The sequence below is a fragment of the Edwardsiella sp. A.80236 genome, assembly GCF_044540725.1.
Lineage (GTDB): Bacteria > Pseudomonadota > Gammaproteobacteria > Enterobacterales > Enterobacteriaceae > Edwardsiella > Edwardsiella tarda.
The window spans coordinates 33,555-60,538 of the sequence record NZ_JBIUCY010000017.1; the positions used below are offsets into that span (position 1 = coordinate 33,555).

The 26,984-nt window shown below is 50.4% G+C and carries 34 protein-coding genes and 1 pseudogene; 23 read left to right on the forward strand and 12 right to left on the reverse strand.

Annotated features, from left to right (window positions below; all coding sequences use genetic code 11):
• Nucleotides 1-58: 58 nt before the first annotated feature.
• Nucleotides 59-1,195 carry a site-specific integrase gene (locus tag ACEQFP_RS13910; RefSeq protein ID WP_370547439.1) on the reverse strand — a complete coding sequence of 379 codons (1,137 nt, stop codon included), beginning with the start codon at nt 1,193-1,195 and terminating at the stop codon, nt 59-61.
• The gene (locus ACEQFP_RS13915; RefSeq protein WP_097364599.1) at nt 1,182-1,427 is read right to left on the reverse strand and encodes an excisionase; all 246 of its coding nucleotides are present in this window, start codon (nt 1,425-1,427) and stop codon (nt 1,182-1,184) included. The genes ACEQFP_RS13910 and ACEQFP_RS13915 overlap by 14 nt, the downstream gene beginning before the upstream one ends.
• Nucleotides 1,428-1,571: 144 nt before the next feature.
• Between ACEQFP_RS13915 and ACEQFP_RS13920 the strand changes: the two genes are divergently transcribed.
• The gene (locus ACEQFP_RS13920; protein WP_370547441.1) at nt 1,572-2,117 is read left to right on the forward strand and encodes a hypothetical protein; all 546 of its coding nucleotides are present in this window, start codon (nt 1,572-1,574) and stop codon (nt 2,115-2,117) included.
• A 12-nt stretch (nt 2,118-2,129) separates the two neighbouring features.
• Here ACEQFP_RS13920 and ACEQFP_RS13925 read toward each other — a convergent pair whose 3' ends face one another.
• The 4 genes from ACEQFP_RS13925 to ACEQFP_RS13940 all read right to left on the reverse strand — a co-directional run bounded on the left by ACEQFP_RS13925 (nt 2,130) and on the right by ACEQFP_RS13940 (nt 5,796).
• The gene (locus ACEQFP_RS13925; protein WP_370547442.1) at nt 2,130-2,408 is read right to left on the reverse strand and encodes a RecE family exodeoxyribonuclease; all 279 of its coding nucleotides are present in this window, start codon (nt 2,406-2,408) and stop codon (nt 2,130-2,132) included.
• Between the two features lie 160 nt (nt 2,409-2,568).
• Nucleotides 2,569-4,542: an NACHT domain-containing NTPase gene (locus tag ACEQFP_RS13930; protein ID WP_370547443.1), complete on the reverse strand. Its 1,974-nt coding sequence runs from the start codon at nt 4,540-4,542 to the stop codon at nt 2,569-2,571.
• A gap of 363 nt (nt 4,543-4,905) precedes the next feature.
• Nucleotides 4,906-5,193 carry a hypothetical protein gene (locus ACEQFP_RS13935; protein WP_370547445.1) on the reverse strand — a complete coding sequence of 96 codons (288 nt, stop codon included), beginning with the start codon at nt 5,191-5,193 and terminating at the stop codon, nt 4,906-4,908.
• Nucleotides 5,194-5,472: 279 nt separating this feature from the next.
• Nucleotides 5,473-5,796, reverse strand: a complete 324-nt coding sequence (locus ACEQFP_RS13940) for a hypothetical protein (protein WP_370547446.1) — start codon at nt 5,794-5,796, stop codon at nt 5,473-5,475.
• A gap of 319 nt (nt 5,797-6,115) precedes the next feature.
• On the opposite strand from ACEQFP_RS13940, the gene ACEQFP_RS13945 reads away from it, so the two are divergent.
• On the forward strand, nt 6,116-7,534 hold the full coding sequence (locus tag ACEQFP_RS13945; protein WP_370547448.1) for a Shedu immune nuclease family protein: 1,419 nt from the start codon (nt 6,116-6,118) through the stop codon (nt 7,532-7,534).
• A 123-nt stretch (nt 7,535-7,657) separates the two neighbouring features.
• Here ACEQFP_RS13945 and ACEQFP_RS13950 read toward each other — a convergent pair whose 3' ends face one another.
• Nucleotides 7,658-7,954, reverse strand: a complete 297-nt coding sequence (locus tag ACEQFP_RS13950) for a hypothetical protein (protein WP_370547450.1) — start codon at nt 7,952-7,954, stop codon at nt 7,658-7,660.
• 285 nt (nt 7,955-8,239) lie between these two features.
• Complete coding sequence (locus ACEQFP_RS13955; RefSeq protein ID WP_370547452.1) at nt 8,240-8,887, reverse strand: LexA family protein; 648 nt, start codon at nt 8,885-8,887, stop codon at nt 8,240-8,242.
• Nucleotides 8,888-8,967: 80 nt separating this feature from the next.
• Here ACEQFP_RS13955 and ACEQFP_RS13960 point away from each other — a divergent pair, with 80 nt between their 5' ends.
• The 9 genes from ACEQFP_RS13960 to ACEQFP_RS14000 all read left to right on the forward strand — a co-directional run bounded on the left by ACEQFP_RS13960 (nt 8,968) and on the right by ACEQFP_RS14000 (nt 14,003).
• The gene (locus ACEQFP_RS13960; RefSeq protein ID WP_070245634.1) at nt 8,968-9,153 is read left to right on the forward strand and encodes a Cro/CI family transcriptional regulator; all 186 of its coding nucleotides are present in this window, start codon (nt 8,968-8,970) and stop codon (nt 9,151-9,153) included.
• A 176-nt stretch (nt 9,154-9,329) separates the two neighbouring features.
• Nucleotides 9,330-9,776: a YmfL family putative regulatory protein gene (locus ACEQFP_RS13965; protein ID WP_109728208.1), complete on the forward strand. Its 447-nt coding sequence runs from the start codon at nt 9,330-9,332 to the stop codon at nt 9,774-9,776.
• Between the two features lie 33 nt (nt 9,777-9,809).
• Nucleotides 9,810-9,974 (forward strand): hypothetical protein, encoded by a 165-nt coding sequence (locus ACEQFP_RS13970; protein ID WP_370547454.1) that lies wholly within the window; start codon nt 9,810-9,812, stop codon nt 9,972-9,974.
• The gene (locus ACEQFP_RS13975; RefSeq protein WP_083275005.1) at nt 9,974-10,147 is read left to right on the forward strand and encodes a DUF4222 domain-containing protein; all 174 of its coding nucleotides are present in this window, start codon (nt 9,974-9,976) and stop codon (nt 10,145-10,147) included. The genes ACEQFP_RS13970 and ACEQFP_RS13975 overlap by 1 nt, the downstream gene beginning before the upstream one ends.
• Entirely contained in the window at nt 10,144-11,217 is a 1,074-nt protein-coding gene (locus ACEQFP_RS13980) for a primosomal protein I (RefSeq protein WP_370547455.1), read from the forward strand. Before ACEQFP_RS13975 ends, ACEQFP_RS13980 begins: the two co-directional genes overlap by 4 nt.
• Nucleotides 11,214-11,948: a replication protein P gene (locus ACEQFP_RS13985; RefSeq protein ID WP_370547456.1), complete on the forward strand. Its 735-nt coding sequence runs from the start codon at nt 11,214-11,216 to the stop codon at nt 11,946-11,948. The genes ACEQFP_RS13980 and ACEQFP_RS13985 overlap by 4 nt, the downstream gene beginning before the upstream one ends.
• Complete coding sequence (locus tag ACEQFP_RS13990; RefSeq protein ID WP_370547457.1) at nt 11,938-12,213, forward strand: PerC family transcriptional regulator; 276 nt, start codon at nt 11,938-11,940, stop codon at nt 12,211-12,213. The genes ACEQFP_RS13985 and ACEQFP_RS13990 overlap by 11 nt, the downstream gene beginning before the upstream one ends.
• Before the next feature lie 284 nt (nt 12,214-12,497).
• Nucleotides 12,498-13,460 (forward strand): Rha family transcriptional regulator, encoded by a 963-nt coding sequence (locus tag ACEQFP_RS13995; RefSeq protein WP_370547459.1) that lies wholly within the window; start codon nt 12,498-12,500, stop codon nt 13,458-13,460.
• Nucleotides 13,461-13,625: 165 nt separating this feature from the next.
• A complete protein-coding gene (locus ACEQFP_RS14000) occupies nt 13,626-14,003 on the forward strand; it encodes a DUF6979 family protein (RefSeq protein ID WP_127519431.1) in 378 nt (125 codons plus the stop codon).
• 36 nt (nt 14,004-14,039) lie between these two features.
• On the opposite strand, the gene ACEQFP_RS14005 is transcribed toward ACEQFP_RS14000, so the two are convergent.
• On the reverse strand, nt 14,040-14,477 hold the full coding sequence (locus tag ACEQFP_RS14005) for a hypothetical protein (RefSeq protein WP_098142616.1): 438 nt from the start codon (nt 14,475-14,477) through the stop codon (nt 14,040-14,042).
• A 125-nt stretch (nt 14,478-14,602) separates the two neighbouring features.
• Here ACEQFP_RS14005 and ACEQFP_RS14010 point away from each other — a divergent pair.
• Both ACEQFP_RS14010 and ACEQFP_RS14015 read left to right on the forward strand, forming a co-directional pair.
• Nucleotides 14,603-14,938: pseudogene (locus tag ACEQFP_RS14010) on the forward strand (DUF968 domain-containing protein); the annotation flags it as partial.
• A gap of 16 nt (nt 14,939-14,954) precedes the next feature.
• Nucleotides 14,955-15,326 (forward strand): antiterminator Q family protein, encoded by a 372-nt coding sequence (locus ACEQFP_RS14015; protein ID WP_370547461.1) that lies wholly within the window; start codon nt 14,955-14,957, stop codon nt 15,324-15,326.
• Between the two features lie 52 nt (nt 15,327-15,378).
• On the opposite strand, the gene ACEQFP_RS14020 is transcribed toward ACEQFP_RS14015, so the two are convergent.
• Nucleotides 15,379-15,822, reverse strand: coding sequence for a hypothetical protein (locus ACEQFP_RS14020; RefSeq protein WP_370547463.1), 444 nt, complete (start codon nt 15,820-15,822; stop codon nt 15,379-15,381).
• A 501-nt stretch (nt 15,823-16,323) separates the two neighbouring features.
• Here ACEQFP_RS14020 and ACEQFP_RS14025 point away from each other — a divergent pair.
• From ACEQFP_RS14025 to ACEQFP_RS14035, 3 genes are all read left to right on the forward strand, one after another.
• Nucleotides 16,324-16,662 carry a phage holin, lambda family gene (locus ACEQFP_RS14025; protein ID WP_370547465.1) on the forward strand — a complete coding sequence of 113 codons (339 nt, stop codon included), beginning with the start codon at nt 16,324-16,326 and terminating at the stop codon, nt 16,660-16,662.
• 2 nt (nt 16,663-16,664) lie between these two features.
• Nucleotides 16,665-17,213, forward strand: coding sequence for a glycoside hydrolase family 108 protein (locus tag ACEQFP_RS14030; RefSeq protein ID WP_370547466.1), 549 nt, complete (start codon nt 16,665-16,667; stop codon nt 17,211-17,213).
• A gap of 167 nt (nt 17,214-17,380) precedes the next feature.
• Nucleotides 17,381-17,782: a hypothetical protein gene (locus ACEQFP_RS14035; RefSeq protein WP_370547467.1), complete on the forward strand. Its 402-nt coding sequence runs from the start codon at nt 17,381-17,383 to the stop codon at nt 17,780-17,782.
• A 64-nt stretch (nt 17,783-17,846) separates the two neighbouring features.
• On the opposite strand, the gene ACEQFP_RS14040 is transcribed toward ACEQFP_RS14035, so the two are convergent.
• Entirely contained in the window at nt 17,847-18,605 is a 759-nt protein-coding gene (locus tag ACEQFP_RS14040; protein ID WP_370547469.1) for a hypothetical protein, read from the reverse strand.
• 455 nt (nt 18,606-19,060) lie between these two features.
• Here ACEQFP_RS14040 and ACEQFP_RS14045 point away from each other — a divergent pair, with 455 nt between their 5' ends.
• Complete coding sequence (locus ACEQFP_RS14045) at nt 19,061-19,603, forward strand: DUF2514 family protein (RefSeq protein WP_370547470.1); 543 nt, start codon at nt 19,061-19,063, stop codon at nt 19,601-19,603.
• A 49-nt stretch (nt 19,604-19,652) separates the two neighbouring features.
• Nucleotides 19,653-20,186: a KilA-N domain-containing protein gene (locus ACEQFP_RS14050; protein ID WP_047059834.1), complete on the forward strand. Its 534-nt coding sequence runs from the start codon at nt 19,653-19,655 to the stop codon at nt 20,184-20,186.
• A gap of 9 nt (nt 20,187-20,195) precedes the next feature.
• Here the strand turns inward: ACEQFP_RS14050 and ACEQFP_RS14055 are convergent, their stop codons facing one another.
• Entirely contained in the window at nt 20,196-20,408 is a 213-nt protein-coding gene (locus tag ACEQFP_RS14055) for a KTSC domain-containing protein (RefSeq protein WP_071842144.1), read from the reverse strand.
• 293 nt (nt 20,409-20,701) lie between these two features.
• On the opposite strand from ACEQFP_RS14055, the gene ACEQFP_RS14060 reads away from it, so the two are divergent.
• Genes ACEQFP_RS14060 through ACEQFP_RS14080 form a run of 5 tightly spaced genes read left to right on the forward strand, consistent with a single transcriptional unit; the run spans nt 20,702 to nt 26,974 of the window.
• Nucleotides 20,702-21,241 carry a DUF1441 family protein gene (locus tag ACEQFP_RS14060; protein ID WP_370547472.1) on the forward strand — a complete coding sequence of 180 codons (540 nt, stop codon included), beginning with the start codon at nt 20,702-20,704 and terminating at the stop codon, nt 21,239-21,241.
• Complete coding sequence (locus tag ACEQFP_RS14065; protein ID WP_370547473.1) at nt 21,207-23,306, forward strand: phage terminase large subunit family protein; 2,100 nt, start codon at nt 21,207-21,209, stop codon at nt 23,304-23,306. Before ACEQFP_RS14060 ends, ACEQFP_RS14065 begins: the two co-directional genes overlap by 35 nt.
• On the forward strand, nt 23,303-23,518 hold the full coding sequence (locus ACEQFP_RS14070) for a primosomal replication protein PriB/PriC domain protein (protein ID WP_068872328.1): 216 nt from the start codon (nt 23,303-23,305) through the stop codon (nt 23,516-23,518). The genes ACEQFP_RS14065 and ACEQFP_RS14070 overlap by 4 nt, the downstream gene beginning before the upstream one ends.
• Entirely contained in the window at nt 23,515-25,029 is a 1,515-nt protein-coding gene (locus tag ACEQFP_RS14075; protein ID WP_370547475.1) for a phage portal protein, read from the forward strand. The genes ACEQFP_RS14070 and ACEQFP_RS14075 overlap by 4 nt, the downstream gene beginning before the upstream one ends.
• Nucleotides 24,974-26,974 carry a ClpP-like prohead protease/major capsid protein fusion protein gene (locus ACEQFP_RS14080; protein WP_370547476.1) on the forward strand — a complete coding sequence of 667 codons (2,001 nt, stop codon included), beginning with the start codon at nt 24,974-24,976 and terminating at the stop codon, nt 26,972-26,974. Before ACEQFP_RS14075 ends, ACEQFP_RS14080 begins: the two co-directional genes overlap by 56 nt.
• Nucleotides 26,975-26,984 lie beyond the last annotated feature (10 nt).

Sequence of the window (26,984 nt, forward strand, 5' to 3'; positions counted from 1 at the left end):
CCACTGCATAACCATGCAACCCGATCCGCTGCGCCCGGTTTCGCGACGGATTGCCCGCCTAACCTTCATTTCCTTCACTCTTATTATCCTCCTCGTCCGGTATGTCGATCACATTCCACATGCTCTCCCGCAGATCGAGGTACTTCTCCGTCATCAGCCGGCTCTTGTGGCCGAGCAAGTGCTGGCAGAACTCCGTTCCGTACTGTACTTGGTACATCCGTGAGGCGAGACTGCGGATCTCGTGGAAGGAGGGGGGATGAGGCGCGTGTACCAGCCCGCTCTGATCGAGCAAGCGGGAAAAGCCCTTGCTCAACGTGTCCGGCACCAGCGGGCCGCCTGGTGCGCGGTGGAGGCGCGGGCGGCGGGAGTTGAGCAGATAGTCGCTCGGCCCTTGAGCCCGGCAACGATCTAGTACCTCGCTCAGACGTAGCGCGTATGGCCCCAACTGAAGATGCAAGCGGGTGGTGATGGCCAGGCGGGCACCGGTCTTGCCCTGGATCAGCCACAGCTTATCCTCCCGGACATCTTGCCAGCGCAAGGTACAGAGATCTTCCCGCCGCTGACCGGTGAGCAGCGCCAGCTCGATGCCACGGGCCAGCCACGGTTTTTTGGCCTCGCCTTGTAATGCCAGACGGTAGACGGCTAACAATGTCTCTTCACTCAGGCGACGACGCTTGACGCGGATGGGGGGCGTGCGGGTCTGGGCCACCGGATTGTGATCGATAAAGCCTGCCGCGACCGCTTCACGAAATAGGGCGTTGAGGAAGGAGCGCATCAGGCTGGCGGCGGTGAGGCGGCCATCGAGTATGTAGGGGTGCAATAAGATGGCGATATCCCGCGTGCTGATCTGCGTCAGATAACGCGGCCCGATCATCGCGTGTACCGTTTTGCTCTGTGAGCGGCGGGCACGCAAGGTATTGGCCGCCACGCCGCGCTGTTCGAGACGTTGGAGGTATTCGGTGATCCATTGGCTAACGGTGGGGATCTCATGTGGTTCGGGTAGGGGGCTGGGTGTGAGCGCGGCGAGATAGTGATTGGCCTCCCGGGCTTGGCGGATAGCCTCACGCCGGGTGATGTAGCCTAAGGGCAGTTCACTGCCGGTGAGGGGATGGCGCCAGACGAAAAATCCGTGCCGGTTATCCAGGTTATCCGGCAGATTTTGCCTAGCGTCGTTGCCTCGACTATTTTTCGCCATGTTTTAGTCGCTCCAGCAAGGTGTGGGGGGAGGCCGCCGTGGTTTTGGCGGCTTTCTGCTGCCAGGGGGGCAGGTAGCGGGCATCGCTCTGGATACGGTAGGCGCCGCCGTGGCGATAGGGTTGCGGATAAATATAGCCGCGCCGGATCCAGCGCCGGACGGTGTCCACACAGGGCGGTTTATCGCCATAGTGCTGCTGCACCCACGTCTGGATAGTGAGGTAGGTTGTCATAGCCGGCTCCGAGAGTCTGGGGGATGCGCGATTTTATTTTTTATAGCGTATTATCACTTTACGCATGTTTTTTTTAGGTACAGGATATAAGGCGGTATACCATATTTTATTCTTGATGGTATTTGACGGTTAGTGAGAGGCTGTATGTATACATCAGATGCAGTATATCTTAGCTTTAAAAATGCATTATATAATAAACTGTTTTCTATAGATATTTCTGATTTTGAATCGGCTTGGGGGAATGGTTTATCTAATAAGACTCGATTTGTTGAAAAATTATTTTCTTCATTAGCTTCAGATATGTCACTATTCATTGAGTATGAAAAGTTTCGTTGTGATATGACGCTGCTTGATGAAGATGGCATCCCTTTGGTTTTTATCGAGTCGGAGAATAATCACTCTACCGCGGTTACTGAAGTAGAACAACTCTGCTGTCTTCATGCTCCATTGAAAGTCCTGGTGATTTCATGCTCCTGGTTTGATACAGAGCGTGAAAGATGGTTGCCAATATGGTCATCAATAATTAAAAAATATAGTGAGGCATATCCAACCAACTCCAAGTTTTCCATCATTATAGGTGAGTGGGGGCGGGGAGTACCTTGCGATGATATTTTGCGTTACTACATGGTGACATTATCTTCGCTAGGTGAGGTGATAGATGATGTCGAGTGGGTTTTACAAAAAAGCTGAGTACAGTTCGAATCAGTCAGAAGGAGGACGCTTTAACCAACGGTCGCCGACCAGGTGATAGCGGCGGCAAAACGCCCGGTCGAGTTTCCCTTCGGCGGGCAGTTTGATACCGATAGGCACCGGCGTTCGGCGCGGGGTGAAGTAATCATCCAGATGCAGGGCGCTGGCCGTTAGCGCGCGGTAGAGTTGAGAGTAGGCGACACGCACACTGTCGGCCTGGCAGCAAAATAGCATGTCCTGCTGACCGGACTGTTTTTTGGCTTTAATAAAGAAGGCGAAGTATTCAGGCATGGCGAGGCTCTCCAAGGGGGATAAAAGCGGCGCGTGATAATAATGGATCCTTGAGGATGCTAAGTCCTTGCTCTATCGGAGATAGGGATTAATAAAGATGATTTGCTTTATGGTCTTATTAATCCCATAGGGGTATAATTTACGCGTGTTTTTATTGTAGTCAATCAAAACCATCAAGTAGTTCATTTACACCATTTGATGTATCTAGGCTAATGTCATTTAGTACATCTTTTGCCGCTAGTTGGTATATTACCGGAATCGTTAAAGTATGCCTAAAATGCAGTAATATGTTAATGATGTCAGGGATGATATCATTCATTTCACCATTAACATTACCATTACATGTCGATATTATTGAGTTTTCTGGTATTCTTAGTGATTCAACAAACATTCTATTAAAATAATCCTTTTCTTTAAAAAAATATTCTGGGTTTTTTAATCTAAGAATATCAAAAACAGTATTTCTTAATGATATTGGGTATGTTATGTGTGTGATGAAGTCACGAAATCCTATAAAGTTATTTTCGAAGTGATTATAGGTTTTTCCCCTATTGTTAAATAATTGAGTGCTGTTATCAAAAATATCTAAATCACCAAGATTTGCATTGCTGTAAGGTGTTAACAATAGTTGGATATCAGAGAAGAAACTAATGCTTGCCCATATTTCCTTATCGCACTCATTTAATGATGTGAAATCCTTTAATTTTTCCATGTGATTAAGGTATTCAATGAGGCATTTACGTAAGATTGTTTTTCTGAATGATGCGTAATCAATATCTGAACATAGTTCAATTATATTTTTAAATTTTGCTACACTATTACTTTCGTATAGTTTTGATAGTAACTCATCTCTCTTATCTTTGACCTCTATACAAATAAACTCTGCGCAAAAATACTCCATAAGTGACTTATGAGACCATCGGTAAAGAGAACCTTCTTTAATGAATAAGGGTACAGAGTCTATTAGATCATTGATAAAAGCCATTGGTTTTACATTAATGCCTCTTAATCTTTTAGTTATATTTACTATGGCATCCTCAAGTTCTGCCCTACTAAATTCTAATCGGCCATTGTTTTTTAAGCACCAAAACGCTAATCGACGTAGTATAATGCTAAAATCTGTTATATCTAAGCCAGATGCTTTTCTTCTAACATAGCCAGTTTCTTTGCTAAGATCATGTGTTTCAAAAAGAGCTTCAAAAACTTGACTGTAAAATAAATCTTTTCGTCTTGGTATTACTGGTTTGTATTTATATGAGCAAAACAAAAGGGAAGCATATAAAGGTGTAGTTAGAAACTCTAGAATCGCATTATTATCTTTTTCTCTCATCATTTTAATTTCTGAAATTAATTTTTTTGAAAGAATAAGATTCCTGTTAGGTTTTGATGAGTTAACATCATACAACTGGATTAAGCTGTATGATTGTTCTATATTTAATGGCTTTATTTTGAATCTATTAAAAGAGTGTAATTCAAGAAGAGATTGGTCTGGTCTAGAGGTAATGACTATCTTAGAACCAATCATTTCTTCACTAAATGATCTTATTCTTTTTATTAAATCATTTTTTATATCAAAGGGGATTTCATCAACACCATCGAAAAAATATATGAATGGTATTTTTTTTAGTGTATTATGACAATTTAAGCTATCTAGTCCTATTAGCTCGCTAATTTGTTTAATAATTGTATCATTTGTTAATGTCCTTAGTTCTATATATATAGGAATGTACGAAGAGTGTTCAATCGTATCAATGACTATTTTTTTCATTAGGGTAGACTTACCCATTCCTGCATTGTCGATTATTAAAATGTTTTTAAAATAATTAAGGAATAGATCTCCTCTAGAAACAACGTACTCGCGTTCATCTATTGAGTCTAGTGTTGATAAAGTTAATGGGACATAAATATCATTGATCTCTTTTAATATGTTGGGAAATGCTAACGAATTTATTATTGAGCATTGTGCTTTTGTTTTTGCTAAGAAGTCAGACATTTGATATCTGAGTTTTATTATATCTCTGTTTTTGTGATAAACCTCACCACTTTTATTGAGGATGAAAGGGAGTATTTTCTCTTCAAATATTTTTATTGCCCAAGGTCTAGCGAGATCAATAGCGCTTTCTAATGTTATCACTTATCCTCTCCTTTATTTTTTGATCTATATGTCAATTACTGATGTATTATACTTAGTTTCCATGAAAAATAAAATGAGAATTGTTGTATTTGTTTTTATCTTGAGTCTTGGGTGTTTTTTATTATTAAGCGATTTGCTTTGTTATTATTTTTGTATTATTAGTGTCGGTTTGCTCTTGTTATTAGTAACTCTCTTGGGAAAAAGTTATTTGTATCTCAGTCTCTGATGTATGTCATGAGTGATGTGTTTTAAAATCTATAATTTATGACTATTTATTAGTGCGATATTATTACAACATTTGTAATGTTTCGATCTATTATAAAACCTCATCCACTCTTATTATTGTGACCAAGCGTGTAACCCTCACACCGGCAACTCCCTTGCCAGCTGCGCCAGGATCTCCCGTCTACTTGGTAGGCGGTTGCTTTGGTGAACCTGTTGCCAGGCGCGGCGCTGGGTCTTGGTTTTATGCTGGAGTAAGACATCGATCTTGCTGGTGGGGATGCCGAGTAGGGTGGCGATCTCCCGGCATGCGCATTGATGCAGATGCAGCTGGTAAATGGCGCTGACGATGGCGTAGGAGTAGCTGCGGCGTAAGCCAATGTTAAAGCGCTGTGGTACTCGAGGCCGCTGCGTGGGTTCGCTCGGCACGGGACGAGGGTAGGGTATCCATCTGCTCCATTACGGATGGCAGCGCGTTGGCGCAGGCTCATAGGCGTGGGAGCTTGCCCATCCTATGGATGTAAGTGTGGGGTCGGTTAAAGGATCGCCTCTTTCACCGGTGTATGGTGGTGTTGCCGGATTCTTACCCGTGTCCGGCGCACGAACTCCACTTGGAGCGTGGAGATCTCCACTATTTGTCCGAGACAACGCCGTTGCGCGAGCCAATTATTGAAAATTAACGAGTGGAGGGTGAGAGATCTCTCTTTATTAGATGAGGTCTAGTAGTTTCTTTACGGCCTCTTTTACCTCAGACCGCAAATACTTCTTGATATATACCTCTGCGTATCCAGTCTCTGGGCTTTCAGCTACTTTTTCTTCAATCCGACGTAACCCATCAATTAAATTGACGAGTCCAGCGCGTGTTTTAAGGAGGTATGCTTTGGCTTCATCTTTCTCCTTATTCTGAAAATTTTCCCACTCGGCCAGTTGCTCCTGACTCCAGTTTTTATCTGCGGGGCGGCAGAACACATGAGCACTGATGGCGTTGCCACATTCTTTGCAAATATATGCTTTGGTTGTCTGGTTATCCATGGTAGTACCTCTACTTGTAGAGATGGTCACAACATCTTTACCTTGTCTAATTATTGCGTGATACATATTTAGCTTTGTCGATTATTCATTCTGCTCTCCTTATGGAGTATCTGGTGATAAAGAGGGGGCTTGTTTGAACTGGGGGCATATTCAGCTGCGGTCTGTGACTCACCGCCATGACGCCCGTTATGACAGTGCAGACCGCAGGTGGGTATGGTGATTTTAATTGAGAATTATAATCCTGATTATTGTATGTTACTTAATGGTTGATTGCATTGCGTGATTATGACTGATAGTCAGCTTTGTGCCAGGAGCGGACATGTCTTCAGGTATTTTCATGGTGAAAAAACATAGCCATCAATTATTATTCAATATCAACAATCAGAGTAGATTTTCATTCGCAAGGAAAATTTCATCAGAAAAATGCTTTATCACAGTGCCAAAAGTGGATAATCTACTTCTAATACAATTATCAGGCAAACATTTTGACGTTTTATCAATCAGAGGAAATATGCTACAGTTCAGTTTTGTATCAAATGACGTTGTTATGACTTACAGCAGTGATAACGGAGAACAAATAATTTGGGTTTGGGATAATCTGAAAAATTATCAAACAGTATGTATTTCACGCATTTTTAACTTCAAACTCCAAGACTTGAGAAACCCACCGTCAACCGTTCAGGATTTTAATGATTACGAATATTCCTTTAATTTTGGCACGCTTAATAATGAATACATAACAGTTCCGGGACGGATTTTAAGCATTGATCGGGATATTCTTATACATAAGTCCATCAGGCTTGAAAGGAAAGTATTTGCGTCAGAACGCAACGTCTCTATTTTTGGCCGGCTTTCAAAACTACTCGATCACACTAATTCCATCATCATCGGCGGAGACAAGTCGGAGGCTATACCAACAAGCGTATTCCAGGAGTTGCAAAGTAAATTCCCCAACACAGGAGAACTGGATCGCTATGCTAATGCAAGGGTTCACGCTATTCTCGCCGGTTATCTTGATGGTATGAAAGATGCTCGCGAACGGTATGAAAATTACTTAAACAGAAAAACAGTGATCAGAAAAACAGACAAACTGGATTTAGATGTTTTAAATAAGCTCGAAATTGAAAAATATATACTTATACGAGACGTCATCCAGGATGCATTGAATAACAAAACTAATTTGTCTGAAGCTGACTGGCAGAGCCTGATGATACCCTTCATCACATTACTTTTTCCAAAATATATCAAGGTCCTCGAGAATGTTAAAATTTTCGACTACTACTCTAATTCTCCGGATAAAACAAATCGGTTTATAGACATTGCTCTGGTGGATGCAAACGGCAACCTTGATATCATTGAAGTCAAAAAGCCGTTTGATGATAAAATTCTTCGCAAGACACCCTACCGCGACAACTATATTCCTACATCAGAACTTAGCGGCGGTATCATGCAGGCTGAAAAGTATATTTTTCATTTATCTAAATGGGGTGTTAAGGGCGAAAAAGAACTTACGAATGCCTACAAGAATTCTCTTCCAGCGGGAATGTGTATTCGTATATCTAACCCAAAAGCCATCATCATTGTCGGGCGCGATCAGATAGCCAACGGTAACATGACCGACGGCCAGTTGCTTGATTTTGAGATAATCAAACGTAAGTACGCCAACATGATAGACATACTGACGTACGACGACCTGTTGCGTCGACTTAATAACACGATTGAAGCACTGAAAGGTTGAATGCCCCCTGAGGCTCATACCAACAACGGGGAGCAGGTCACTTCCTCTTGTTTGATTGACATACCATAACGTCTGCTTTTCGCTCTTAGCGGACGTTTGGTTAGTAGATTGCACTCGCCATTGTCACAACACCCTATACAGCGCCACCTGTGCCAAACAGCAGTTATTCCAGCTGGGTTGTGGCGGTTGTCGCTTGCCGGCGCACAGTACGATCACATCTACTCGATGCGACTCGCGCTGGCTGGCGATTTCTGCCCGGTTTAGGGCAGGGCAGTGCGCTAATTTTAAACCTAGCGCATGGTAGATCCGGGATTCAAGTAACTCGCGTTGTATGGCCTGAGCTTTGCGGCGTTCGTGGCGGCGTTGGCGTGCGTTTGGATGTGCCGGATTGACGGAGTTTCCCCTGGTGATCGTGGTCATAATCCCTCCTGGATAGATGACGCTAACGACAGTGGATGATGGTGACTTAGGTGATGTGGAGAAGACGGCATGCTCCACACACACCGAAGTCATCGGGAGCGGAGTCAGTGGGCGGTGCGTTGTCGGCACCTTCCGTAGAGCCTGAGGCTCGTTGGCTAAAGAGCATGGGATAAATTTAAGGCGGCTTAAAATAAAATCAAGCTTTTTTGAAGAAAATTTAGTGGATGTGATGAGTGATTATTAAGATAATTTAATTTTGATTTAATTATTTGTATCCTGTATTAATCAGGGGATTGAGATTCGGGCTTCAACGACAACACCGATGATTTCATAATTATCGTTTATCTCAACCATGGAATACATCGTATTTAAAGGTTTGAGGTATTTCTTACCAACGTCGAGGATATACCGTTTGAAGATAGCCTCATCGCCAGAGGGGGAAGCGGCGACCACAAGTTTCCCATTCGTTGGGTTTCTATCTGGATCGACGAGGATGGCGGTACCTTCGGGAATGCTAAGGCCCGCTGTGGCTGTCATGCTGTCGCCTTCTACCGTTAACCAGAATGAAGCGGCTGAGCAGTCAACTGTCGTGGAGTACCAATGCTCAGCCTTCTCGCGTGTATAGGAGCGAATGGCGAGGCTTCCGTGATTGACTAGCGTCCAACTGAGTAGGGGATACTTTCCCTTGGGTTGTAGCGCGACGGGAATCGCGATAGGGGTGTCGGCAGGAGTACCATTGACTAAGTATTCTGCCGGGCATAACAACTCCCGAGCGAGCGCCAATAGCGCATCCCCTCTTGGTGTGGTTTCATCCCGTTCCCATTGGGAGATGGCAACGTTAGATACGCCGACAGCCTTGCTGAGCGTAACCTGGCTGAGCTTCAGCTCTTTCCTCCGCTTTAGGATGCGGGAACCCATCGTAGTCATCGTCATGTTAAGCAATCTTAAACGTTATTGACTGAAGATTCCTTATGGCTTATAAGTGAAGAAGACTTTAATATGGAGGTTCACAGATGCTGAAGCAGACCGTGGTGAAGCACTTCGGTAGCCAGCGTGCTGTGGCCCAGGCGCTCCAAGTGAGCGACTCGGCTGTCTCTCAGTGGAAGACATTGATTCCAGAGAGAGCGGCATTGAAGCTGCACAGAATAACAGCTGGGAAGCTGAAGTATTCACCTTGTTTTTACCAAAAGTCTTCTTGATTCACCGCATCACCGCTCTTTAACCAACGAGCCACCCGGCTCTATGGAAGCCGCCGACAACGCGGATACCAACACCGAATAACCAATCTCTATTGGCTGTGGCTTTGCCACGCCTATCAAACACAGGCGCCATCAGGGCACTTAGCCTATTGGCGTGACCACCCGGGGGAAAACCCATGGGAGACATCAAAGATGCCGTAAAGGCGATGTGTGAATCGATGCCTGGCGGGCGAGCGGCGATGGCCGGCGCGCTGGGGATGTCACCAACGAGCTTTAACAATCGGCTATATGAGAAAAACGGCTGCAAGTTCTTCGATCGCCATGACTTAGAGGCGATGGAGGATCTATCGAACACCCACCATTTAGCGGACTACTTTGCGGCGCGTCGCGGCCGCATCACGGTACGCGTGCAATCGCGCGACGAGTTAGATCCCGTCGAACTGTTTACTCTGGCGACGCTGACGGCGGCGCATAAGGGGCAGGTTGATCTTGCGATTCAGCACTCCATCAGCGACGGCATTATCAACTCATCTGAAGAGCGGGACATCCTTGCGCTGCACAGCCAGTACGTGGCGGCACGCGATGCATATGTCCGCGCAATCATCGCCCTGCATAAGGCGTAGTAGCAGCGGCGATCCTGTCACGGAGGATTAGCCATGCACACACCAACTGCCGGACTACTCCGGCTACGTTGCCGCGTTCTGCCCGAGCGCGAGGATTACCGCTATGAAGTGAATGTACTGGGGTGCTGGTGGCCCTGCAACTACACGTTAGCTCGCTGGACGGTAGAGTACTGCCGTCAAGGGTGGGGAGGTATGTGATGCGCATACCTAAGCAGGGAAGCTATTACCAAGATCGCAATGGCGTGGTGGTTCGCATCACAGGTTATGAAAGGGAAAGCCAGCGGGTTCTCTACCGTCGTCCTGGCTATGAGTGGGGTTGTGCATCACCGCTGGTGGTGTTTAACGCCAAGTTCAGGAGGTACCAGGGATGAGCAGCTTGATTCAGATATTGGATCGCCCCATCGCCTATAACCCAGCGCTGGCGAAACTGAGGGCAGGGAAGGTCAAGGCGGGCCCGGTTGCGGCCGTATTTCTCTCCCAGATGATCTACTGGCATAACCGTATGGGTGGCGAATGGATGTATAAGACCCAGGCGGATATTACGACTGAAACCGCGTTAACTCGCGATGAGCAGGAAACCGCTCGCAAGCGTTTAGTTGCGCTAGGTGTGCTGGATGAAGCGCGCCGTGGCGTTCCTGCGACCTTGCATTACCGTATCAATGTAGCACGCCTTGAGGCGTTGCTATTGGAGGCGGCCACACCCGGGGCAACGCCTGCGCCGACAGCTAAAACCAGAACGAGGGATATTCAAAATAGCGAACCCTCGCAACCCGGCCAGGCACACTCCGAGCAATCCAGAATGGTGCAATCCCAGAATGTGGAAACCCCGCAATCTAGATCGGTGCATTCCCACAATCTGGAAACCCCACAATCTAGATCGGTGCAATCCCCCCAACAAGTCTGCGGGGATCCCGCAAACTTTCATACAGGAGATTACACAGAGAATACACAAGAGAATAAAAAACCTTCTTGTCCGGACGCTGCGCAACCGGACGAGCCTGATAGCGATCATGATTTTTTGTCTCGTCATCCAGAGGCGGTGGTGTTCAGTGCCAAGAAGCGCCTGTGGGGCCGGCAGGAGGATCTGACCTGCGCCGAGTGGATTTGGGGGCGTATCGTCCGGCTGTACGAGCTGGCCGCCGAGGATGACGGGGAGGTCGTCAGGCCGAAGGCGCCCAACTGGACGGTTTGGGCCAACGAGGTGCGCCTGATGTGCCATCAGGATGGGCGTACTCACCGCCAGATTTGCGAGCTGTTTGGCCGAGTAAACCGTGATCCGTTCTGGTGTCGCAACGTACTGAGCCCGGCGAAGCTGCGCGAAAAATGGGATGAGCTGGTGATCCGCCTGGGGGCACCGGGAGCGGGTGTGCAGGATCGCTCACTGAAAACCCTGCTGGGGGCAGACTGGAACACGGAGCAGGGATGGGAGAACGTGCTATGAAAAATCTGGTTTCTGCCGTACAGCGCCGGGATGCAGTCGCACTGTCCCGCCTGGCGGGTCAGCCCCTTCAGGAGCGGGTGGTGAACGGTAACGCTGAAAAGCTGGTGGATGTGCTGTTTGAAAATCTGCTGCTGCTGTTCCCGGCGTCGCGTAATACGGTGTTTGCCGCACCGGATGAGGTGGCGGCGATGAAGCGCCAGTGGATCACGGCGTTCGCGGAAGGGGGGATTACGACGCTGGAGCAGGTCAAGGCCGGTGTCAGCATGGCCCGCCAGCACGGTGGGGATTTCTGGCCCTCCTGCGGGCGCTTCATGGAGTGGTGTCGTGAGGGGGGGCGAGGTGCAGGTGGATTGCCCTCTGACGATGAGGTGCTGGCTGAGTTCCACCGTTATGCTCGCGATAAGGCCCGCTTCGCCTCTCCGGAGGCGTTCGACTGGGTACACCCGGTGATGTACTGGGTGGTGCTGGATGTGCGCCAGCGCATGTACCGTTACAACTACACCGAGGCCGAGGTACTGCGGGCCATCAAGGCGCAGATGCAACGTTGGGAACGGAATATCCGTGCTGGCCAGCGTATCCCGACACCGGTGAAGCAGCTGGTGCATGTGCAGCGTCCACCCGCGATAGCCGATCAGCTTGATTCCACCGGGGGGGCCGGATTTTATCAGGTCGGTGTGGCGTTTCTGGAGCAGATCCGCCAGCGGTTACGGGGAGGTGAGCATGAGGGGTAAGTCCACCGTATGGCGTCACCACAACTTGCGCCAGATCCAGGAGCATATGCTCAATGCCGAACGGTGCGAGCAGCGAGGCTTATGGCGTCGCGCTGGCCATGAGTGGATGCAGGTTATCGAGCATTGCACCGATGACGTGCTGGTGGAGCACGCTGTCCAGCAGCGTAATTACTGCGCACAGATGGGGGCGTTCAGGAGCGCAAGCATCGATCCACGAATGGTGGCGGCTAACCGGTGCGACGAGCCTTTGCAGGATGAGGCATAGAGGGGGCGTATTGCAATTATATGATTTGTAATTAAAGTATCATAAATTGGAATTAGTTTTATCCGCGATGTCGGGGGTATAGTCCGTTCAGGTGCTAGAAACACCTGCAAGCCGGAACCCGCACCTGTCAGACATGCGGATTTTTTATGGTCATATTTCGGATATGGCCGAGTGTGGGCGAATACAATACCAGCAATGGGAATAAGCCCGCTTGCCGCTTGTACAAGTTTCTAGCACTCGGCCACCCGAGCCATTCGGGTATCCTCTAGAAAAGGATACAAGCTATGACCATCTCTCACGCCTCAAACATTACCCGCCCTCCCAAAGTGTCGATCCACGATGGCAAGGCGGTGACAACTACCGATGACGTCGCTGCCTATTTTGGTAAGCAAGCTCATCACGTCGTGCAAAAAGTAGAATCCCTTGATTGCTCAAAAGATTTCACCATCCGCAACTTTTCGCGGATGGTTAAAAATAAATCGATAGGCAGTGGTGCTGAGCGCCAAGTGGTCTACTACGAGATGACCAAAGATGGTTTCGTCTTTCTGGTCATGGGCTTTACCGGTAAGCGTGCCGCCGCGTTCAAAGAGGCGTACATCGCCGAGTTCAACCGCATGGAGGCGATGCTCCGTCAGCCTCATTCGCTCCCTACTGTCCATCTGACTATCGAGCAGCAGGGCGCGATCAAGGCGTTGGTCAAATCTCGGATCGATGCCTTGCCACAGAGTAAACGCGCTAAGGCGGCCATCAGTCTGTGGTCGGCGCTCAAGTCGCACTTCGGTGTAAGCTACAAGGCGATCGCTGCTGATCAGTTCACCGATGCGCTCTCTCTGGTTGCTCGACTAACGTTGGATGGGGAGGCGCTGGTGCCGCTCACCAATCGCTCCCGCTACCATTTCCCTCTGGAGTGCGCCGACCCACATGATCGTGGCTTGGCCAATGCTTGGATGACGCCGCGCGTTATTCTGGATATTCGTAATCGAGCTCCGGAACTAGAGCTGCTTGAGGCACTGGAGCGGGATGGCCATGACATTACCGGCGCCAAGATCCGCATCCATGCCATGTATGACATCACAGGACAGTTTGTGGCGATGCAGAAAGAGTTGGCTACGGTACGCAGCTATCTCTCAACGCTGAACGATATGCTTAAAGGGCGCAGTGAGGAGCGTGGCTTGAATGTCTGCTTTGCCGGGCCAAATAAGGGCCGTCTGTTTGGTGGCTTTCGGGAACGAGGCTTTACGAGATAGTGATAAGGTGTGGGCGTGGGAAAGCCCACACCTTCAGTCTTTTTCCCATAACTTGAGCGATTGCACGTAAGCGAGATGATTTAGGCAGTAGCATGTATACCTAAACTAAGTCGTTCATGATTGATAAGCGGTTTGAAATGACAGCGTATTATTTGGTGACTAATTATGGGGCTATACGCCAAGGCAGCATTAATAGCATATGATAGCTTATGCTCATACAGCATAGAGCCTTTAGCCGCTTGGCAAAGTGCCATGGAGGAAGTTACAGAGAATGTGTCTGTGCAGCGAAAAGGCTGTCCGAGAGTCACATTTTTGGCACTAGTCTATGGTGGATATTTGAAGGGGATAGCCAGTCATCCATATTTGTGGCGGGTAGGTGTTTTGCATGATCGAGCGATTGATGGTGCGAAATATTTGCTTGAGAATGTTGAGTGTGATGCGAAAAAATTAGGAGATCATTTAGGCTATAACGATAAGCAAGGATCGTACGATATCCTCCTGATGCTAATGCGTAGTGATATCTTAGTTTATCCTTCTGAGTGATACCTCCCGACGTTGTATTTTAAATTCAGCATTTGTTTAGAGTGGGTTGAGAAAGGGTTTTTCCCCTAGAAGTGCGCCACTACGGGCCTCAATTTCTATAGCATACGCCTCTGCGCTTGAGCTTGTAAGCGTGAACTGATAATCAAGATGCGTGTGTATATATTGTTTTGTTTTCATATCAAGTGTGATCTTTCCAGAAGAAAACTGGTTCAACTCCTCCAGTGTTAGGCTGGGTATGACAAAGCGATTTGCGATATAGACACAAAATTGATCACCACTTAGCCGTCCAGATGCATGGCTATTGAGCCTGGTGATTAACCCATATTTTTTCTTATGTAGATTCTTCTCTATCTCTCGCCCTGACATTCCACAGTAAATAAGGACATCTTTTTCCCAAATGATATATACACCAGCGGCAACATCAGGGATGTCACGATTTGGCCATGCTGAAAAGCTATATTTTTCTGAAAACATTATATTGGTTTGTTTGGGTGAATGATTCTTTATTATTACATGTTATTGATATGAGGTGAAAGGCTTATGTGTAAAAAACATAAGTGACATTTATCGAGGTTAATATGGTTAAGGGAATCATTACGCTGGTGGGTGACGAAGCGCCTCTTGCCGGGTTTATGTTACGTCCTAAGCTACAGCGTTGGGAGAGTACGACATATTTGCGCTGGGTGAAGACACAGCCATGTAGTGCCTGCGGAAACCCTGCCGATGACCCACATCACATCATCAATGCGGGATTGGGGTTGGGGGGCATAGGAACTAAGACGCATGATTTGTTCGTGATCCCGCTGTGCCGGCGGTGCCATGACGAGTTACATCGTGATGTGGGTGGCTGGGAGCAGAGGAACGGCAGCCAGTTGGTGTTGTTGGTGCAATTTCTGAATAGGGCGTTGGGGATAGGAGCCATAGTGAAGGCGTAATGTGTGGAGCGTGTGGATGCGTGATATTTCGAAAGTATTGGAGTGTTGGGGAGGATGGGCTGCTTCTGATCACGCAGGGGTAGACTATTCTCACATTGCCGCCGGATTCAAAGGACTATTGCCCCAAAAGGGTAAAATGAGGCTGTCATGTACGGATGATGATGGCCTTATCATTGAGGGGTGTCTGGCCCAGTTAAAGAAACGAAAGCCAGATGAGCACTCTCTGCTGGTAGCTCATTACCTCTATGGCATTTCAAAACGGAAGATTGCCAAACATCGGAAGAAATGCGAAAAGCAGATACGTGTAGAAATGTTGCTTGCAGAGGGATTCATTGAGGGGTGTTTGTCTATGCTGGATATCTGTTTAGAAATGGAGGGGAAGGTATAAAATATTTAAAACTGCCCCCCGTTGGGCTGGGGGGCTGGCTTGTGGTTATCAGTTATACGGCGTACGTTTCTGCTTGAGTATCATAGCGAGTCCATACAGCGCGCTTTTCAGCGAGAGAGCATTCTATTGATAATTGGAAGGTGCCTCGATAGGTATAGTATGTTGAGTTTCCTACTTTACTTCTTAAAAATACATGATGCTTTTTATTGTCTGAAATTTGTTTTTTCAGATAAGCTTCAGCTTCCGCCGCATCACCTTTTTTTCGCTCGTATATTTTTGTGCCACATCTGCTAATTTCATTTGACCACTCTTGGTTATCCGTGTCTGGAAACCATACCCAGAAATCATGTCGTCCGGTAAATGTTCCCCCACATTGCAGCGATTTTATTTCACGGCCGAAGCAGTTGACTGCATCAGCTTTCAGGCTGAAGCGAAGGTGGTCAGATACTTTTATATGGCCTGCAGAAATGGCGCGTTTAGTGATGGCCTTAATCATTGATAGAATCTCCTTTTCCCAATATGTAGAACGTACCGGATAAGCACAAAAAAATCACTAACGCGGGCCGCATTTTGTTGTGTAGTGTGTTAAGAGTGGTTGCTACGTCACATCACTTAATCATCGAAATCCGCCTTTTTACGGGTTCTGAGGGGTGGATGTCATTGTTTGAGATGATGCGGATTACGGGGATGACTGAGGCAAGATGCCAGTTGATACTGGCACGATAGCGGGGTTGGCTGATGATAACGGCGGAAAGAGCGTGAGATTTAAGCTCCGCCAACATGCTGACGAAATCTTGCTGTGAAGTGGGTGGCTGGTGGAGCACTCCGACAGCTATGTGCTTGTATACCTGTTGTCGAGTTTTGGGCTATTTGGGCCACATGTACAGCATGAATATTATTTGCATTGTAATGTAATACTGCGAATCCTGGCGACCCCTGGCAAATGCCGGGGTTTTTTCTATCCAAATTTCCCCAGCGCGGGGTAATGAGATGGCATATGCACCATAACCCAGGAAGTTGGTTGGAGTGGAAGGAGTTGTTGTGGGGCTGGTGGCAAGGGGAGACCCCGGTAGGCGGCGTATTACTGGCCATTCTGACGGCGGCTGTCCGGGTGACCTACCTGGGCGGCGGCTGGAAGCAAACGGCGTTAGAGGGAGTGTTATGTGGTGCCCTGACGCTGACCGTGGTGGCGACGCTGGACTATTTTAACCTCCCCAAGTCGCTGACCCCGGCGATCGGCGGTGCCATTGGTTTTATCGGTGTGCAGCAGGTACAGCATTTTGCCTTGTACATCTTGCACCGCAAGCTGGGACTAGCGACAGACAAGGAGCGGTAATTATGGCACTCACCAAGGATCAAATTTTTGATGCCTTACTGGGGCGTGAAGGGGGGTACGTCGATCACCCTCACGACAAGGGTGGGCCGACCAAGTGGGGGATCACGGAAAAAGTCGCTCGGGCCCACGGCTATATCGGCGATATGCGCAATTTAACGCGGGCGCAGGCGCTGAAAATCTATGAAAGCGACTACTGGTCGGGACCCCGTTTTGACCAGGTGGCGGAGCTCTCTGCGCGGGTGGCTGCCGAACTGTGCGATACCGGCGTCAACATGGGGCCGTCGGTGCCCAGTAAGTGGCTACAGCGCTGGCTGACCGCCTTTAACGATGGCGAACGCTTGTATCCAGATATCAGTGCCGATGGGGTGATTGGGCCACGGACATTGTCGGCGCTGCGTGCCTACCTGGATGCCCGAGGAGAAGAGGGTGAGCAGGTGCTGTTACGGGCGCTCAATTGTAGCCAGGGTGAGCGTTATCTGGCGTTGGCCGAGCAGCGGGTGCAGAACGAGTCGTTTCTGTATGGCTGGGTGCGGGAGCGGGTAGTCCTATAACATCAGTAGAATGATAATTAATTTAAAAATATATAGTGATAATAGTCAAATATTATCAATCATACCGATATTTTTCTAATTTATTTGTGAACAATGTTTAATTAGTGAGTTTGCAAGTGGTGTTGTATTTATTTATTATGCTATTTTTATCGTAAAGGTGACTCTTGATGAAAAAAGTTGATACTCAAGGTTTTGTCTTATCTCCATACTCACAGAGAAAAATCCTTAGAGCATTAGGCGAACATCAGAAAAAAACTGATTCAAAAGTGAAAAGGTCAATAATTCCATTGCGTTATAATAGTATAACAGGAGAGTATGACAACCTTGTGACTGGTAAGTATGGGCCTTTGATTTTGAAGGTCCGTCGTGGGAAAATAGTGAGCGAAAAACATTACTGCGCAGAGTGTGGTTGTTATATTAGTCCTATTAGAGCATACGCGGATAGTAATTATGGGAAGGTTTATTTATGTACGCCATGTCACCTTTCTGCTTTTGAACGTGCATTTGGGCATGCTGATGCTATGCCATTAAGACTTGATCATGCCCATGCCCATAAAGGAAAGTGGTAGGTTTAAATATTTCTCGATAGTGCTTTTGACGTTAGCCTAACTATAGAAATAGCTAGGCTTATAATTATATTAGTTTGTTTAAAATTAACTTCCAGTTATTCAGGTAACCCGGTGCTGTGTCGGGCGTTATTTTGAACAGTGGAGCTTTGTGATGCCATGTGGATGAAGCATCTACATCTGTACTGGGAACGATGAATACTTCAGGTGCTTTATCGATATCGATATCTTCAAACATATTGCAAAAAATATAAATTAAAGAGTCTGAAACATGAGGGCGCTTGCTCCCAACCATCCATTGCCGTGGTTGACTTCTTGCCCATGAGCTTTTTACTTGAATACTAATACTTTTAACGCCATTAACTGTAGCAAGTATATCAACAGCACTAGTTCCACTAGTTGTTAAGGCTGCACTGATCCCGAGGCGTGACAACATATAGGCGATGTAATATTCACCAGCATCTCCGGCATTCTTGGCTGAACGTTTCTCTTTGGTCGATATGTTTTTCTCAGTCATGCATTTTGTGCAATGTTTGATTTCATCACGTCCTGATATTTTTCTTGCCTCTTCTTCAGCTTCAACCAGTGAGGATGTGCAGATTTTTTGGTATGAGTTAACGGTAAAGTTTTCATTGCTACCAGATGAATTAATTGTGTGACCATTTGCATGGTGAATACACATGCCGCTGTACGAATTCCCCTGAGTAGAGTTACCACTATATTGTTCTAGGTTAACAACGTATCCACCAGGATTTCTTTCTAGCCAATCTAAATACTCTTGTTCACTATTTGTATTGTTCTTTGAGTTAAATATTTCAATTGACATTGTTTTGCTCCTTAACACCTCCAAACATATTAGGTTGTTAGCATAGCAGTATTTAAGGGTAACTATCATGACAAAACCGGACTGGGAGGTGATTGCAGTGGCGCTCCAGGGCGGTGAGATCTCCCTGCGTGCTATCGGATCTCAGTACTTTATATCCGAGGGCGCCATTCGAAAAATGGCTAAAAGGTAGCATGATGACGTTGTCCAAAGTGACGGTTAGCAATAAAAACAACGAATTGGAGCATGTCAGGTTACGGCTTTTTCCACCAAGAGGTACTCATCTCATTGGTATGATGTCCCGTACAAAAGGGCAGTGGTTTGATGGCGCAGCGTAAGCGGGATATCAAGCGAGTCAAAGAGGCCACTGCTCTGGCATTGAAATTGACTCAGTTGACTATCCCTGACTTGGGCGACTTCCCTGACGGAGATCTCGTATAAATTCGAGATAGTTCATTATGTTAAGCAATATCTGGAAGCCACTGGCGATCATCTCGCTGGTGGCTTTGCTTTTATGGGGCGTCTCGACCTGGCGCTATGCGGCCGGTTATGCCGCCGGTAAGCGCCTGGCTGAGCAGGCGTGGCAGATTAAGTGGGAGACGCGCAACCGGGATGAGGAGAGCGCCAGGGCAAATCGGGAGCGGGGCGAACGGGCTGAAGAGCAACGTCGCTGGCAGGCCATGATTAAGGTGAAACAGAATGCGGATCAACAACTGGAACAGATTAAAGCCGATGCTGCTCGCTCTACCGCTGATGCTGAGCGCCTGCGGCGTACGCTTTCTCAATTGCGGCAGCAGTTGGCAGACCGTTCCCCCTGCCGAGTTTCCACCGCTGATGGAGCCAGCCCGGCAAGCGCCGCTGCCGGATTTCTGTTTGCCGACGTGCTCGGTGAATCTCTCCAACGCAATGCAGCGTTGGCAGCCTATGCTGACCGGGCTAGAGCCGCCGGTCTTGCCTGTGAGCGGCTCTATGATGCCGTGACGCAGTCGCGGGCGCCGTGAAAGGGAGTGTGGCCCTTTTGCTTAGACTCATGATGACAAGGAGCTGACCATGAGATACCCAACTGTTTTAGTCAATGGCATCGCCGTCCGTGTGGATGAGGGGGGACGCTACTCGCTGAATGATCTTCATGCCGCCGCGGTGGTGAATGGCGAGGCAACCGAACAGCAAAGGCCAAGTCAGTTTTTACGTAGTGCGCAGATCAAGCGCTTTGTCAAAGCGCTTAAAGCCAGAGTGCAAAAAAGCACTCTGGAACAAAATCAACCAATTAGAGTAATCAGTGGTGGTGATGAGCCTGGCGTATGGGGTATTGAGTTACTGGCAATTCGCTATGCTGCGTGGATTAAGCCAGAGTTTGAGATTGAGGTCTATGAGGTGTTCAGGGCAATGCTGCGTTTTGGCATTCACTCTATGTCCCATTTGAATAGACTCGATCATGCTATCCAAGCGGAGACTCGGGAGATAAGCCGCTGTGCCAGCAAAATGGCCAGATGGGGATCGGGTGGCCGCAAACAGTTATTGAATACGGCCCGGGATAAGATGGTGAGTGAGATACAGATGTATTTGCCTGATATTGAAATTTAATTTATTAACTTAGCGTATCTTACTCCAGCGGTATCTGTCTTTTATGTGCCGATGGAAGTATTCCCCTTTTGAGCCGGATTGCATTAGATTTTGATATACCATTGATGGAATCCTCATGTATTGATAAATCCCACCACTATGAAAAGCTACTTCAAGAACCATATTGAGCTGGTCATAGCCTATAGATTGAATGTTTGATGATGAAACAGGGTGTCGAATCAAAATGAATTCCTTTCTTAATTAATTTGAGCCATAGATAATTATATATAAATATTTAAGAAATGAATGATTAATAGGTTCTCATTCATATTATGTATATGGGTCCTTTCCCCCCAAAATTGCTCCCCACGGGGCGGGGGGCGCGGGAAACGGCGCATTTTTTCGATCCCATAGTCATCATCATCATAGGGTTAACCTACTGATTTTTAATAGGCCGATCGTCAAATGATGTCGGTTTGTCCCTTTACTTATTCCATTCAGGAGAGCATTTACACGAATTTACAATAGGAGGCGCGGTGGATAATGAGCTGAAGAACCTCAAGCTCAACATCAATCAGCTGGCGGCTATCTCTCAGACTCATCGTCAAACCATCGTCTCCCGTCTTCATCACGTTCCGCTAGCACCGGGTAGTCATGCTAAGAACAAGCTGTATTACCTGACCGATGTGATCGCTGAGCTAATCAAAACAACCCCGTCCGTCCCCGCTGAACAGAACCCTAAATTGATGACGCCTCGAGAGCGTAAGGACTGGTATGACTCCGAGAAGTCGCGGGTCTGGCTGGAGAAGGAGCTGCGTAACCTGATCCCGGCTCATGAGGTGATCAGCGTGTATGCCGGCATGGTAAAGGCGGTGGTGCAGATGCTGGAAACCCTGCCGGATCGGTTAGAGCGTGATGCCGCCTTGCCAGCGCTCGCGGTGGCGCAGGCTCAGACGATCATCGATGCGCTGCGTGATGAGTTAGAGCAGCAAACCTATCAATCCTGTAGCGCGCTCTATGAACAAGAGGAGGAGGTTGACGATGGCGATGACGATGATGAGGAGGAGGGGAACTGAACAGGCTTCCGCTCGGCGGATTGGGCAGGATATCTCCGCGCTGTTCCGTCCCCCTCGTCGGATGGCGGTGGCGGAGGCGGTAAAGCGTTATCTCCGCGTTCCGGTAGGCGCGGGCAGCTCGTTGCCGTGGGAGGCAGAGCTGACGCCTTACATGCTGGAGCCAATGAATTGCCTATCCCTGCGTGAGTTTGACGCGGTGATCTTCGCCGGGCCCTCGCGAACGGGGAAAACGCTGGGGTTACTGGATGGCTGGATTGTTTACGGTATTGTCTGCGATCCGGGCGATATGCTGGTGGTGCAGATGACGGAGGGAAAGGCCCGCGAACACTCTAAGACTCGCTTGGCGCGTATCTTCCACCATAGCCTGGCAGTCAGACGCCGCCTCAGCCCGATACGCAACGACAACAACGTCCACGATAAGATCTTTAGTGACGGTACCTTTCTGAAAATCGGCTGGCCCTCGATCAATATTTTCTCCTCCTCTGACTATAAGCGCGTTGCGCTGACGGATTACGACCGCTATCCGGAGAACATCGATGGCGAAGGGGACAGCTTCGCGTTGGCTTCCAAGCGTACCACCACCTTCATGTCCGCAGGAATGACGCTGGTAGAAAGCTCTCCGGGGCGGGAAGTCATCAACCCTAAATGGCGTCGAACCACGCCACACGAGGCGCCACCGACGACCGGCATCCTGGCGCTCTATAACCGCGGCGATCGACGCCGCTGGTACTGGCCCTGTCCGCACTGCGGCGAGTATTTCCAGCCGGCCATGGAGAACATGACGGGATACCGCGAGCAGGCCGATCTGATGCAGGCTAGTGAGGCCGCGCATCTCCAATGTCCATCCTGCGCAGGCGTGATCCTCGCCGAACAGAAACGTCTGCTGAATAACCGGGGTGTCTGGTTGCGTGACGGCGAGCGTATCGACTCCCATGGTCAGCGTAGCGGCACACCACGTCGGTCACGTATCGCCTCTTTCTGGTTGGAGGGGCCTGCGGCCGCCTATCAGAGCTGGTCGCAACTGGTCAACAAGTTGTTGAGCGCCGAACAGGAATATGAAACCACTGGCAGCGAAGAGACGCTGCGTACGGTGATCAACACCGACTGGGGATTGCCGTACCAGTCCCGGCTAGCCCAGGGGGGCCAGAATAGCGAGAGCTTGATGGCGCGCGCCGAAGGGTGGACGAAGCGCACTATCCCGCCCGGTGTCCGTTTCCTGGTGGCGGCCGTCGACGTTCAGGGGGGCAAAAACGCCCGCTTTGTGGTGCAGGTAGTGGGGTATGGCAGCCAGGGCGAACGTTGGATCATCGATCGCTATAACATCCGTCACTCTGTGCGCGCCGATGAGCAAGGAGAGAGTCTGCCTGTCAACCCTGCCGCCAACCCCGAGGACTGGCAGCTGCTGCGCAGCGATGTCCTGGAGAAAAGCTATCCCCTCGATAGCGAGGGGACGCGACGGTTACCGATCTTGGCGATGGCCGTCGATTCCGGAGGCGAAGACGGCGTCACCGATAACGCCTATGCCTTCTGGCGCGCCTGCCGTCGCGATGGCGTGGGCGGCCAGGTCTATCTGTTTAAGGGGGATGGATTAGCGCGCACTAAGCTGATCAGCAAAACCTATCCCGACAACACCGAACGCAGCGATCGCCGGGCACGAGCTCGTGGCGAGGTCCCGCTGTATCTCTTGCAGACCAATCAGCTGAAAGATCGCATCGCTAGCGCACTGGCACGAGAAACGCCGGGGCCGAACTACGTGCATTTTCCTGATTGGCTCGGCGCATGGTTTTACGAGGAGCTGACCTATGAAGAACGTGGTGCTGATGGCAAATGGCGCAAGCCGGGGAAAGGCGCTAACGAGGCATTCGACCTGCTGTGTTATGCCCATGCGTTGGCACTCCTACGCGGTTATGAGCGCATCAATTGGGCGAGCCCGCCCCGCTGGGCGCGGTTACCGCAGAATGCGCCGGAAACACTCACACCGACGCCACACCCGGCGTCAACCATAACATCACCACGCCAGAAACCGATCCCATGGGGCGGCCAATCAGGAGGAGGATGGCTATGAGCCAGACACAACGCGCGATCTTACAAGCCCTGTATGACGACTATATACAAGCTGAACATGCCGTACTCAAGGGACGGTCGATCACCCTCAACGGCCAATCGATGACGATGGAGAACCTGGCCGAAATCCGCAAGGGGCGGGAGCAGCTAGCCCGGCAGTTGCAGGACTTGACGGGACGGCGCCCCCTTTACCGCACGGCGAGGTTTTCATGAACCTACTCGACGAGGTGATAGGGTTTCTCTCGCCAGCCTGGAAGCTATCCCGTTTGAGCGCGCGCTACGCCATTCGCGCCTTCGAAGCCGTCACACCGACGGGAACTCACCGCGCCCGACGAGAAGGGCGCAGTGCCGATCAACTGGTGCAGTTTGCTGGGCGTTCTCTGCGTGAACAGGCCCGCTGGCTCGACAATAACCATGACTTGGTCATCGGCGCCCTGGACAAGTTGGAGGAGCGCATCATTGGCGCCCGCGGCATCGTCGTCGAACCGCAACCCCTTACACGAACCGGCGAACTGGACCAACCTTTAGCCGAACAGATCCGCCAAGCGTGGTCCGAATGGTCGGTTAGCCCAGATGTCAGTGGCCAATACACCCGTCCGGTGCTGGAGCGTTTACTGCTCCGCACCTGGCTACGTGATGGCGAAGTCTTCGCGCAATTGGTCATGGGGGCGGCGCCCGGCTTGACACCGGTTGCTGGCATTCCTTTCTGGTTGGAGGCGCTAGAGCCTGACTATGTGCCGCTGGACTACAACGAGCCAGCGCAGGGCATTGTTCAGGGGATCCGCTTCAATGCCTGGATGCGGCCACTGGCGTATCGCGTGTTTCTGCATTATCCCCGCGGTGCGGGCGGCCTGACGGCAAGCAAACAGATCGACGCCGAGCGCATGCTACACCTCAAGTTCACCCGGCGGCTGCATCAGGTGCGGGGTGTCTCGCTGTTGTCTGGGGTCATCATGCGCCTTTCCGGTCTCAAGGAGTATGAGGACAACGAACTGCTGGCGGCACGCATCGCGGCCTCGCTGGGAATGTATATCCAGCGCGGGGAGGGGATAGACTACGATCCGAGCAGCTATAACACCGAGATGTCGCGCGACCTTCAACTGACCCCGGGAATGGTCTTCGATGGCCTCCGCCCAGGCGAGAAGATCGGCCTGATTAAATCCGAGCGTCCTAACCCCAACCTGGAATCGTTTCGCATGGGACAGATGCGGGCGATCGCGGCCGGGAGTCGCAGTAGCTTTTCCTCCATCGCTCGCAACTATGACGGCAGTTACAGCGCCCAGCGCCAAGAGCTGGTGGAGGCCCAAGAGGGCTACACCGTCCTACAAAATACCTTCATCGCGGCGATCAGTCGCCCGTTGTACCGCCGCTGGCTGGCAATGGCGCTGGCCAGTGGAGTGATCCGACCCGAGCCATACAGTGACCCCGCGACCTTGAATAATGCCGTCTACAGCGGGCCGGTCATGCCGTGGATCGATCCCCAGAAAGAGGCCAATGCCTGGCGCGTGATGATCCGTGGCGGTTCGGCAACGGAAAGCGATTGGGTCCGTGCCCGTGGCGGCACCCCCGCCGAAGTGAAACGCCGCCGTAAGGCGGAAGTAGACGAAAACCACAAGCTGGGTCTGGTCTTCGACACCGATCCGGCCAACGACAAAGGAGGCTTCCCCGATGACAGTCACGACACGCCATCCCCCGAGGAACAGTTGCGCACCCGCCGGCGTTAAGGGCTGGTTCAGTATCTGTGCTACTGCACCCCGGACGGCGGAAATCCGCATCTACGATGAGATCGGCTTGTGGGGTATCTCCGCGCGCCAGTTCGCCGATGGTCTCACGGCCTTGGGTGAGGTCGATCGCATCGACCTACATATCCATTCGCCGGGCGGCGATGTCTTCGATGGTATCGCCATTTACAACCTGCTGAGTCACCACCCGGCAAGCAAGACGGTCTACATCGATGGCTTGGCGGCCAGCATGGCCTCGGTGATCGCCATGGTCGGGGATCCCATCATCATGCCGGAAAACGCCATGATGATGCTGCATAAACCTTGGGGGATCGCCGGCGGTGATGCCGATGACATCCGTGATTACGCCGATCTGCTGGACAAGCTAGAGACGGTACTGATCCCCGCCTACATGCAGAAATCTGGCCAGAGTCGCGAGGCGATCGCCGCCCTGTTAGAGCAGGAAACCTGGCTATCGGGTGCGGAGTGTGTCGAACAGGGTTTCGCCGACACCCTCGCCGCACCGCTGCAACGCATGGCTGCTCTTCAATCCCAACGCTTAGAGGAATTTGCGCATATGCCGAAGACAATTCGCAACATGGTAAGTCCGCCGCGCAACAGCGGCGAGATGCCCACGCCTACCACCGCGCCGGACGAAGTACAGATCCGCGCCCAAGAGCGTGAGGCGCAGCGCCAGCGCGTCAACGCTATCCGCGAGTTGTTCGCGCTATTTGGTGAGCAACAAACCGAATTGATGATGCTCTGCATTGGCGATGTCGATTGTGGCATCGAGCAGGCGAAAGACCGCCTGTTAGCGGCCCTAGGCCAGAATGCCAGCGCGAGCAATGTCCTGGAGGCTCCGCAGAACCGCCCAGGTGGTCATGTCGGTAACGGCAACATCACGGGCGACGCCATTCGCCAGGCGCTGCTGGTTCGCGCCGGTTTTGAGGAGAGTCAGCGTGATAACCCCTACAACGGTATGACGCTGCGTGAGATGTCGCGTTGCTCGCTGACCGATCGGGGCGTGGGGATAGCGGGGCTCAATCCAATGCAGATGGTCGGGCTCTCTTTTACCCATAGCACCTCTGACTTCGGCAACATCCTGCTCGATGTGGCGCACAAATCCATCTTACAGGGCTGGGAGGAGGCGCCGGAGACCTTCGAACAGTGGACCCGCAAGGGCAGTCTCTCCGACTTCAAGGTTGCGCATCGCGTAGGGTTGGGCGGTTTCCCCTCACTGCGCCAGGTGCGTGAAGGGGCGGAGTTCAAGTATGTCACCTTAGATGATCATCAGGCGACGATCGCCCTGGCGACCTTCGGTGAGCTGTTCAGCGTGACCCGCCAGGCCATCATCAACGACGACTTGCATATGCTGACCGACGTACCGATGAAACTGGGGCGGGCGGCTAAGGCCACCATCGCCGATCTGGTGTATGCCATCCTGCTCAACAACCCGAAACTGTCGGCGGACGGCATCGTCCTGTTTGATAGCGCGAAACACGGCAACATCCTAAGCGGCGCGGCAATGGACGTCGCCAGCCTGGATAAGGCGCGCCAGTTAATGCGCCGGCAAAAGGAGGGGCAGCGTCATCTCAACATCCGTCCCGCCTTCGTCTTAGTCCCGACCGCATTAGAGGCCAGCGCCAACCAAGTGATCCGCTCGGCCAGCGTCAAGGGCGCCGAGGTGAATGCCGGGGTCATTAACCCGATCCAGAACTTCGCCAGCGTCATCGCCGAGCCACGCCTAGACGATAGCAGCGTTACGACCTACTACCTGGCGGCCGCCAAGGGAAGCGACACCATCGAGGTCGCCTACCTCAACGGTGTAGATGTCCCTTATATCGACCAACAGGAGGGCTTCGAGGTGGATGGCATCACCAGTAAGGTGCGCATCGATGCCGGTGTTTCGCCCATCGATCATCGCGGTCTGGTGCGCTGCGACGCCTAACCGTCCATGA